General features: G+C 59.7%; 6 protein-coding genes and 1 rRNA gene. 4 read left to right on the forward strand and 3 right to left on the reverse strand.

Annotation, left to right across the window (positions count from 1 at the left end; translation table 11 throughout):
* Window positions 1-616: 616 nt before the first annotated feature.
* The 4 genes from KGB27_RS19405 to KGB27_RS19420 all read left to right on the forward strand — a co-directional run bounded on the left by KGB27_RS19405 (window position 617) and on the right by KGB27_RS19420 (window position 6,576).
* Window positions 617-2,353, forward strand: coding sequence for a type I secretion system permease/ATPase (locus KGB27_RS19405; RefSeq protein ID WP_207286715.1), 1,737 nt, complete (start codon window positions 617-619; stop codon window positions 2,351-2,353).
* 6 nt (window positions 2,354-2,359) lie between these two features.
* Window positions 2,360-3,700 carry an HlyD family type I secretion periplasmic adaptor subunit gene (locus KGB27_RS19410; protein WP_008039525.1) on the forward strand — a complete coding sequence of 447 codons (1,341 nt, stop codon included), beginning with the start codon at window positions 2,360-2,362 and terminating at the stop codon, window positions 3,698-3,700.
* A gap of 1 nt (window position 3,701) precedes the next feature.
* Window positions 3,702-5,030 carry a TolC family outer membrane protein gene (locus tag KGB27_RS19415; RefSeq protein ID WP_008024524.1) on the forward strand — a complete coding sequence of 443 codons (1,329 nt, stop codon included), beginning with the start codon at window positions 3,702-3,704 and terminating at the stop codon, window positions 5,028-5,030.
* A 169-nt stretch (window positions 5,031-5,199) separates the two neighbouring features.
* Window positions 5,200-6,576: a hypothetical protein gene (locus tag KGB27_RS19420; protein WP_223555862.1), complete on the forward strand. Its 1,377-nt coding sequence runs from the start codon at window positions 5,200-5,202 to the stop codon at window positions 6,574-6,576.
* A gap of 99 nt (window positions 6,577-6,675) precedes the next feature.
* Here the strand turns inward: KGB27_RS19420 and KGB27_RS19425 are convergent, their stop codons facing one another.
* From KGB27_RS19425 to rrf, 3 genes are all read right to left on the reverse strand, one after another.
* Entirely contained in the window at window positions 6,676-7,602 is a 927-nt protein-coding gene (locus tag KGB27_RS19425) for a Gfo/Idh/MocA family protein (protein ID WP_223555865.1), read from the reverse strand.
* A 107-nt stretch (window positions 7,603-7,709) separates the two neighbouring features.
* A complete protein-coding gene (locus KGB27_RS19430) occupies window positions 7,710-8,306 on the reverse strand; it encodes a DUF4157 domain-containing protein (protein WP_223555867.1) in 597 nt (198 codons plus the stop codon).
* Window positions 8,307-8,459: 153 nt separating this feature from the next.
* A 5S ribosomal RNA gene (gene rrf / locus KGB27_RS19435) occupies window positions 8,460-8,570 on the reverse strand; the annotation flags it as partial.

Genomic DNA, 8,570 nt, shown 5'->3' on the forward strand with positions numbered 1-8,570 from the left:
TGGCTTGCGCAGTGTGTAGGTTCATTTTTTTGGCGAGAGCTGACACGGGAAGGCAAAGCCGTCAGTACGGCCCCCGGTATGCGCGCCTGGAATTCGCGGAACTCGCGAAAGAATGGCTCGCTAAGCGATCAGGCAGAGCGAACCCGGGCCCTAGGCGGGCCATGGAAACTTGAGGTCAAGGCGAACTTGCTGAACAGCCCCTTCCCTCTGCAGTAGAACGAAGTGATCGACATGCTGTGCTCCTTCGGAGAACCACCGCGCTTTTCGCTGCCAAAGAGTTGACAGACTTCAGGCGGACGGTTGTCGTCAATGAGTAAGACTAAAGTTGGATAGCAAAAAATTGTCAATTTTACGACGGACAAACCGGACGACCGGTGCTAAGCCTCTCAACTCGCTGTTTTTAATGGACTTATAGAAAGATTGACGCACCATTAGAGCGAAATGTTATTTCAGATTGTTTCGCCGCGACCTACGCTGCTTGCTACGGGAGCAACGCAGAAATTTGCATGAGATTCGCCCGAGAGCGAACCTGCGTATCGACGGCTACCCACGTGACTAAATCTGTTAGCTGCTGCTCCGCAAGGGCAAACGGCTTTTTGAAGAGGGGGTCAGCCAAATGCAAAAGCAGTCGAACTCTCGATCCGAACTGGCCGACGCACTCTTCCGACTTCGTCGTAGTTTTTACTCCCTGGCGGGTTTCAGCGGCGTCATCAACGTCATGATGTTGACGCCAGCCGTTTACATGTTGCAGGTCTATGATCGAGCCTTGGTCAGTCGCAACGTCACAACGTTGACGATGCTGACCGTTCTGGTGATAGGCCTGTTCTTGCTGATGTCCACGCTTGAAATGTTCCGCACCCGTGTGCTGATCCGGGTCGGCAACTGCCTCGACATGGACCTCAATCGACGCATTTTCACCGCCGCATTCGAGCGCAACCTGAACCGCGCCGGAGGCAATCCGGCCCAGGCCCTGCAGGATCTCGCGCAGGTGCGTCAGTTCCTCACCGGCAACAGCCTGTTCGCGTTCTTTGATGCGCCATGGACGCCGATCTACCTGCTGGTCGCCTACCTGATCCACCCGCTGCTCGGACTGGTCACGCTCATCGGCTCGCTGATTCTGATGGGCCTGGCTTACCTCACCGAGAAGGCGACGCAAAAGCCGCTGGCCGAAGCCAATCAGGCCGCCCTCTCCTCCGCCACCTACGCCAACAACAACCTGCGCAACGCCGAGGTCATCGAGGCCATGGGCATGTTGCCGTCGATCGGCAAGCGCTGGTACCAAAGCCATTTGCGCATTCTGGAAATGCAGACCCTGGCCTCAGACCGGGCCGCCCTGATCAGCAGCACCGGGCGCTTCGTGCGCATCACCTTGCAATCGCTGATCCTCGGCGCCGGTGCGCTGCTGGCGATCGAAGGCAAGATCACCCCCGGGATGATGATTGCCTGCTCGATCCTTACCGGCCGCGCGCTGGGCCCGGTGGAACAAGTCATCGCGTCGTGGAAGCAACTGCTTGGCTGCCGTTCGGCCTGGGGCCGGTTGAATGAAATGCTCAACGACTTTCCGCGCCGGCCACCGAGCATGTCGCTGCAACGCCCGCTGGGCATGCTGGCAGTGGAGAATGTGTACGCCGGCTCCCCCGGCACCAACAACACGATTCTGCGCGGGGTGAGCTTCAACCTTTCCCCCGGCGAAAGCCTTGGCATTATCGGCCCATCCGCCTCGGGCAAATCCACCCTCGCCCGCCTGTTGGTCGGCGTCTGGCCGGCACAGGCCGGCAAGGTGCGCCTCGACGGCGCGGACATATTCACCTGGAACAAAGGCGAACTTGGCCCTTGGCTCGGTTACCTGCCACAGGACGTGGAGCTGTTCGAAGGCACCATCGCCGACAACATTGCGCGCTTTGGCGAAGTGGACAGCGACGCGGTCATCCGCGCCGCCAGAACGACGGGCGTGCACGAGATGATCCTGCGTTTTGCGCAAGGTTATGAGACCCGCCTGGGCACCGATGGCAGCCCGCTTTCCGGTGGCCAGAAGCAACGCATCGCCTTGGCCCGCGCGCTGTATGGAGACCCCAATCTGATTGTGCTCGATGAGCCGAACGCCAACCTCGACGACGTCGGTGAAAAGGCGTTGGTCGATGCACTGGCCCAACTCAAAGACCGTGGCGCCACCGTCATTCTGATTTCCCACCGTCCCAATGTGCTCTGCGCCGTCGACAAGGTGCTGATGCTGCGTGACGGCGGCGTGCAGATGCTCGGCACTCGCGACGAAGTATTCGCAGCGCTGCGCAAGGCGAGTGTGATGCCTGCAGGCGCGTCAACTCCGCTGGCCTCCGTCAAAACGCGGGAGTGACCGATCATGCAAATGAGCCAACACACCGAGATGATTCACGTCGATCCCAGGAACGATGTAGATCTGGACGTCGCCAAACCTGTGCGCAGGGGCCTGTGGCTGGTGCTCGCCGGCTTCGGCGGCTTCCTCCTGTGGTCGTGGCTGGCGCCGCTGGATGCCGGCGTGGTAGCGACAGGCACGGTAAAAGTCACCAGCAATCGCAAAGCCGTGCAGCATCTGAGCGGCGGCACCGTGGAGGCCATTCTTGTCCGCGAAGGCGATTCCGTGAAAAAAGGCCAGGAGGTGGTCCGCCTCGATTCGCTGCGCGCACTTGCCGAACAGGGTGCGGTCAGCGCCCAGTACATCGTCAGCAAGACCGTGGAAAACCGCCTGGAAGCGGAACGTGACAACCTCGACGTAGTGAACTTCGATCCCGAACTGTTCAAGCGCTTCGGGAATGACCACCGCCTGCTGGCTGCCATGGATCTGCAGCAACGCCTGCTGAACACCCGACGCGCCGGCCTCGCTGGCGAAATCAGCATCCTGCAGGAAAACCTCGCGGCGTCGGCAGTGCAGCTCAAGGGCCTGCAACAGGTCTATGGCGCCCGCGCCTCGCAGATCAACTTCCTCAACCAGGAACTGAAAGGCACCCGCGTGCTGGCAGCCGAAGGCTATGTGCCGCGCAACCGCCTGCTGGAACTGGAACGCAGCAATGCCGACCTCTCAGCCGGCCAGGCCGAGAACCTCAACAACATCGCTCGCGTGCGTAGCCAGACCACCGAAATCAAGCTGCGCATCCTGCAGCGCCAGCACGATTACCTGAAGGAAGTCGAATCGCAGCTCACCGACACCGCCAAGGAAAACACCACCCTGGCCGACCGCTTGCGTGCGCTGGACTATGAAGTGACCCACACGGTGATTCGATCGCCCATCGATGGCATGGTCCAGTCCCTGAGCATTGCGACTGTCGGCGGGATCATCCAGCCCGGCTTCAAGATCATGGAAATCGTTCCGGACAACGAGCCGCTGCAGGTCGACGCAATGATTCCCGTGCAGGCCATCGACAAGATGGTCCCTGGCCTCGCCGTGGACATTGCCTTCCCGGCCTTCAACCATGCCCAGACGCCCAACATCCCCGGCCGCGTGAAGACCGTTTCCGCCGACCGCCTGATGGACGAGGAAAGCAAGCAACCGTTCTATCTGGCTCAGGTAGAGGTCACACCCGATGGCATGAACCTGCTTGGCAGCAATCACATTCGTCCCGGCATGCCCGCCAGCGTCACCATCAAAACTGGCGAGCGCAACATGATGAGCTATCTTCTGAAACCAATGCTCGACCGTGTTGACAGCTCTTTCAAGGAACAATGAAATGGACCGTCATTGCCTGTTCGCCTGCCTGCTATCGCTGTCTCTGCCTGCCAGCGCCATTGACCTCAAACAAGCGTGGGATCTGTTGCAGTACCAAGGCCCCATCTATCGCGCTGCCGTGCATGAAAAGGAGGCCGGCCTGGAAAACCGCGCCATCGGCCAGGCCGGTCTGCTGCCGCAGATCAGTGCCTCGGCCTACGACAACAAGGTCAATGGCACCCAGCGCCAGAGCGGCATCGAGAGGGATCTGGACTACGACTCCAAGGGCGCCAACGTGCGCTTGCGCCAGCCGCTGTTCAACAAACAGAAAATGGCCGAGTACCGCCAGGGTAAACAGCGTGCCGACTACAGCGTCGCGGTGTTCGATGCCAAGAGTCAGGACGCCGCGGTGCGCCTCGCCGAAAGCTATTTCGACGTGCTGCTGGCCAGCGAAACCATCGTCCTCGCCAAGTCCAAGCTGAACGCCTTCGAGGAGCAACTCGCTTCGGCGAAACGGCGCATGGAGCTGGGGGCCGGCACCGTCACCGACATCGACGAGTCGATCGCTCGCCGCGACCTTGCCGATGCCGAGCTGATCGAAGCGCAGGACAACCTGATCAATGCGCGCCGCAAGCTTGAGGAGTACATCGGAGAAACCCCAGAATCGTTGACCACCTTGCGTCCGACTTTCGATACGCCACCGCTGCTGCCGAGCAACCTGCAGGACTGGCTGGTCAAGGCTCAGACCGACAGCCCGCTGATCCATGCGCGCCGTCATAGCAGCGACCTTGCTGAAGAAGAAGTGAAGCGCGTCAAGGCGGGCCACTGGCCGACACTGGATTTCGTTGCCGGCTACACCGCGGGCGATAGCCAATCCATCTCCGAGCTGAATCAACGCAACCGCTACGGCTCAATCGGGCTGGAAGTCAATTTCCCGCTGTACAACGGTGGCGGCACCAGCGCGCTGGCACGCCAGGCCAGTTCCAATAGTTCCAAGGCCCTGGACGAACTCGACGCCACGCGACAGGAAGTCATCTCCGGCACCACCCGCGAGTACGCCGGCGTACAGAGCGGCGCCAAACGTATTCACGCCCTGGAGCGGGCCGTAGAGTCCAACGAACGCTCACTGCTGTCCACACGCAAGGGTTTCAAGGAAGGAGGCACCAGCACCAACTCGGACGTCCTCAATGCCGAAGAACTGCTCTTCGTTGCACGCCACGATCTGTTCGAGGCGAAGCTGCGTTACTTGATGTCGCGCCTGCGCCTGGCCTCTTCGGTGGGCAGCCTGGGCGACGACGACATCGACCACATCAACGACTACCTCGGCCCGGAGCTGTTGGTCACCAATTGAATTGGCGTCCAGGTGAACAGGCGTCATGGCAACTGATTGGGTGATGACGCCGCCCCCGCCAGGAAAATCTGAAGAACGAAAACAAACGCAGCCACTCGCCGCCCTAAAGGTTTTGACGGTCAAGCCGATTCAAATGGTCTTGATATAGGGCGCTAAGGAGCTGTTTACCGTGAGTATTGTATTTCGCCTGACGGGCGCCGTTTTTACCGTGTCCCTCACGGGTTGTGCCCTGCAAGGCAACGGGATGGCCGATTACTACAAGCGGATGTCTGCCGAGCGCCTCGTACAAAATCAAGCCATGATGACCCGGATACAAGCCCGGCCTTTGCCATTGGATACCACGCTGAGACTCGACCAAACGGCCATGGTGATGGTTAACGTGCCGGCCGAAGGCGCCGCGCCGGCCACCCAGGCCCGGCTTTTCGCTGGCTGCAATTTGTCGACTTTAGCCATGGATTATCGACGCGAAAAGGACTGGAGCAGCCCTTACGTCCTGCCAGCAGACCCAGCGCGCAACATCGCCCAGCAGATGTGCCAGGCAGTCCGGAACAGTGCCTGGAAGCAGTTGCCCGGCGAAACCGAAGACGTCTTGTTACTAGACCCAGGCACACTGGCCATAGACAACTCGCGGCGTTCGATATGGGCGGGCATCGACTATGGCCGCACCCGCCTGGATGAAAGCGAAGGCAAGCCCTATGGCCGCCAGTTCGAGCGTATCGAAGTCGACTGTACGACCCGACAGGCCAGCACCCGCTTGGCTTATCGCCTGGGCGAGGACATTTTGCTGCCACCGCCCGTTCAGCCGCTTGATAGTGCCCTGGACAAAGAACAACGCGCCCGACTGATTGGCACCGTGTGCGCCGAACCCGCCAACATGGCGCAACTCGCCACGCCAGTCATCCGCAAAAAATTGCCGCCGAACATGCTGACGCCAGAGGCTTCGGCACCGCTATTGGCACAGGTAAGCGCACTGCCACAGGGACAACCGACCCACACGCTCAGTCATTTGCAATTCACTTACAACGCCTCCTCCCCACTGGTGCCGCGCGCCGTGATCAACGACCATCCAATGGACTTGTATCTGCAACCGGGCCCGGCTCGCGGGATCTGGCGCGAGCAGGCAACGGGAGCGTTAGGCAGCGAGAGCGTGAGACTGCGCTGGCGCGGGATGATCGAACTTGCAGCAACGAGCCGATCTCAGATCGCGGGCAAAACCGACCAGCGAAGCAACCTTGCAGACATCGACCTGGATGGCGATTGGCAAAACCTGAAACCCGGGAGCGATATCGCCTACAGCAAAAAATTTATTGACAGCGCTGGCAAAACTTTCGTGCAGAAATTTGAGTGTTCGGTGGGTGAATCCTTCCCTGCTACACAAACAGTTGCCTCGTTGCAGGGACTGGCGCGCAAGGTTACATGCGTCACCGATAGCGCACTGAAGACAAGCAATGCGTACCTCTATCTGGAGGCCTATGACCTGTTCGTGGAAACCTCCGAGACTTCAACGCTCCTGGTTCAGGTCAACACGCTCAAGGCAGCAGAGTAGCGTGCAACCCCGGGCGTAGAGTTTGTCGATTGGCGCGAAAGAACTCGGCACAAGACCACGTTGCCTGCCGACGCGCCAATGCCTTTACCTGAGCAGCCACTAATCGTAGAACGGCTCAACCAACGCCCGGCTGCCGACAAAAAAGCTATCGGCGACCAGTCGCAGCGGCTGGAGATCCAGGTCACTGGCCTTGTCGCCAATCAGCTGTTGAAAATGTCGATACACCGCCGCGTATTCACCCTCCTCCGATACGGCCTGGCGCACGCCATCGATACTCAAGAGTGCGCCGCCGTTGTCCAGTCGCAGGATGCCTTCGGCGCAGCGAATCTCGATGCTCCAGAGCTCATCATGGCCGTGGTCGAAATCGAACTCCGCGCGAACATCAAGGTGGCGCGCGTCGGACATTTTGATGGACGCGGCGATAGGCGACTGGCAGTTGTCGGGGACGCGCAGTTCGGCGGACTCGACAAACAGCGGCAGTGGCAGCAAATGAGTCGCAATCGACAAGGCATTGATGCCGGGATCGAAGACGCCCAGGCCGCCGGGTTGCCAGATCCACGCCTGGCCGGGGTGCCACTTGCGCACGTCTTCCTTCCAGTCGATCTGTACGCTTTGCAGGGTGCGGGTGGCCAGCCAGTCACGAGCGGCGTCAATGCCGGGCGCGTAGCGTGAATGCCAGGCGAACAGACCGCTGACGCCTTGCTCTGCAACCTGATTCACCAACGCCATCGCTTCGCCCAACGTGGCGCACGGAGGTTTTTCGACCAGTACGTGTTTACCTGCGGCCAGCGCTTGTTGCACCAGTGCGAATCGTCCTTGCGGTGGAGTGCAAAACGCAATCGCATCCACAGGCGGGCCGTTTTCGAGCAACTCGCCCAGGGACTGAAAGTTCTCTACGCCGGCGCAGGGTTGCCCTTGCGTTGCGACAGCGACCAACTGAAACGCGGGGTTGGCGTTGATCGCTGGAACGTGTTGATACTGGGCAATCTTGCCGTAGCCCACCAGACCGAGACGGATCGGTTGCATTAATGACTCCTGTTTTTTTTCTTGTCATGGGAAGCGAATCGACAAGACTACGTTTGTATAGCGGGGAAGTCATTGATGACGTGCTGACGTTTGGTGAACGCTACCTTTCAGTCAGCCCCTCCCCGCACAAACCGCCTGACCTCGGCCTGTATGGCATAAGCCGGCGCCTCCACCGCATTGAAATCCTGTGTATACCGCTGGGCAAATCCATCGACTCCCCACTCCTGAAACTGCTGCACATGCTTGAGTTCGTGAGCCCAGAGCGCGACATCCTGTTCTGCGGTTTGAGCGTCCCGGAAGAGAATGATGTCGATCAGCGCCACGGCTCCGACATCGGGGTTTTGCAGCATGGCAGTGGCGGCACTGAACTGACCGTTGTCGCTGACTTTATAGCCCGCGGCATCGAGGACACCGGGGTCGTACCAGCGCAGCAGTTGCTCGCGGATGTGCGGCGGGATGGGTTGGATGCTGGTGTTGACTACTTCAGCGTGGGCTTGGGTCAGCCACAGCGCCAGGGCAGGTGCAGCGATCTGGTAGACACCATCAGGCACGGGGCCGAGTACTTGCCCCAGGTCTGGCAGGCAGATGCAGCCGTCCAGACAAACTTGTTTCTCGCCAGCTGGGCAGGCGCCGGGCTGGGCTGGCACTTCAAGCGTCAGACAAAGAACAAACAGCGCCACCAGGCGCGTGATGATCGGCGGCATTGTGACCTCCAGGGACGGAAGCAGCGCGAACAGTGGGCCATAACTGATCGACAACCTGCAAAGCTATAGCGTATCCCTAAATTTCTTTGCGCCACTTTCCTGCGGGCAAAACAAAACCCCAACTGCTTTCGCAATTAGGGTTTCGGAATTTAATCTTGACGATGACCTACTCTCACATGGGGAAACCCCACACTACCATCGGCGATGCATCGTTTCACTGCTGAGTTCGGGATGGGATCAGGTGGTTCCAATGCTCTATGGTCG

It is taken from the genome of Pseudomonas sp. BF-R-01, from assembly GCF_019946615.1.
Lineage (GTDB): Bacteria > Pseudomonadota > Gammaproteobacteria > Pseudomonadales > Pseudomonadaceae > Aquipseudomonas > Aquipseudomonas migulae.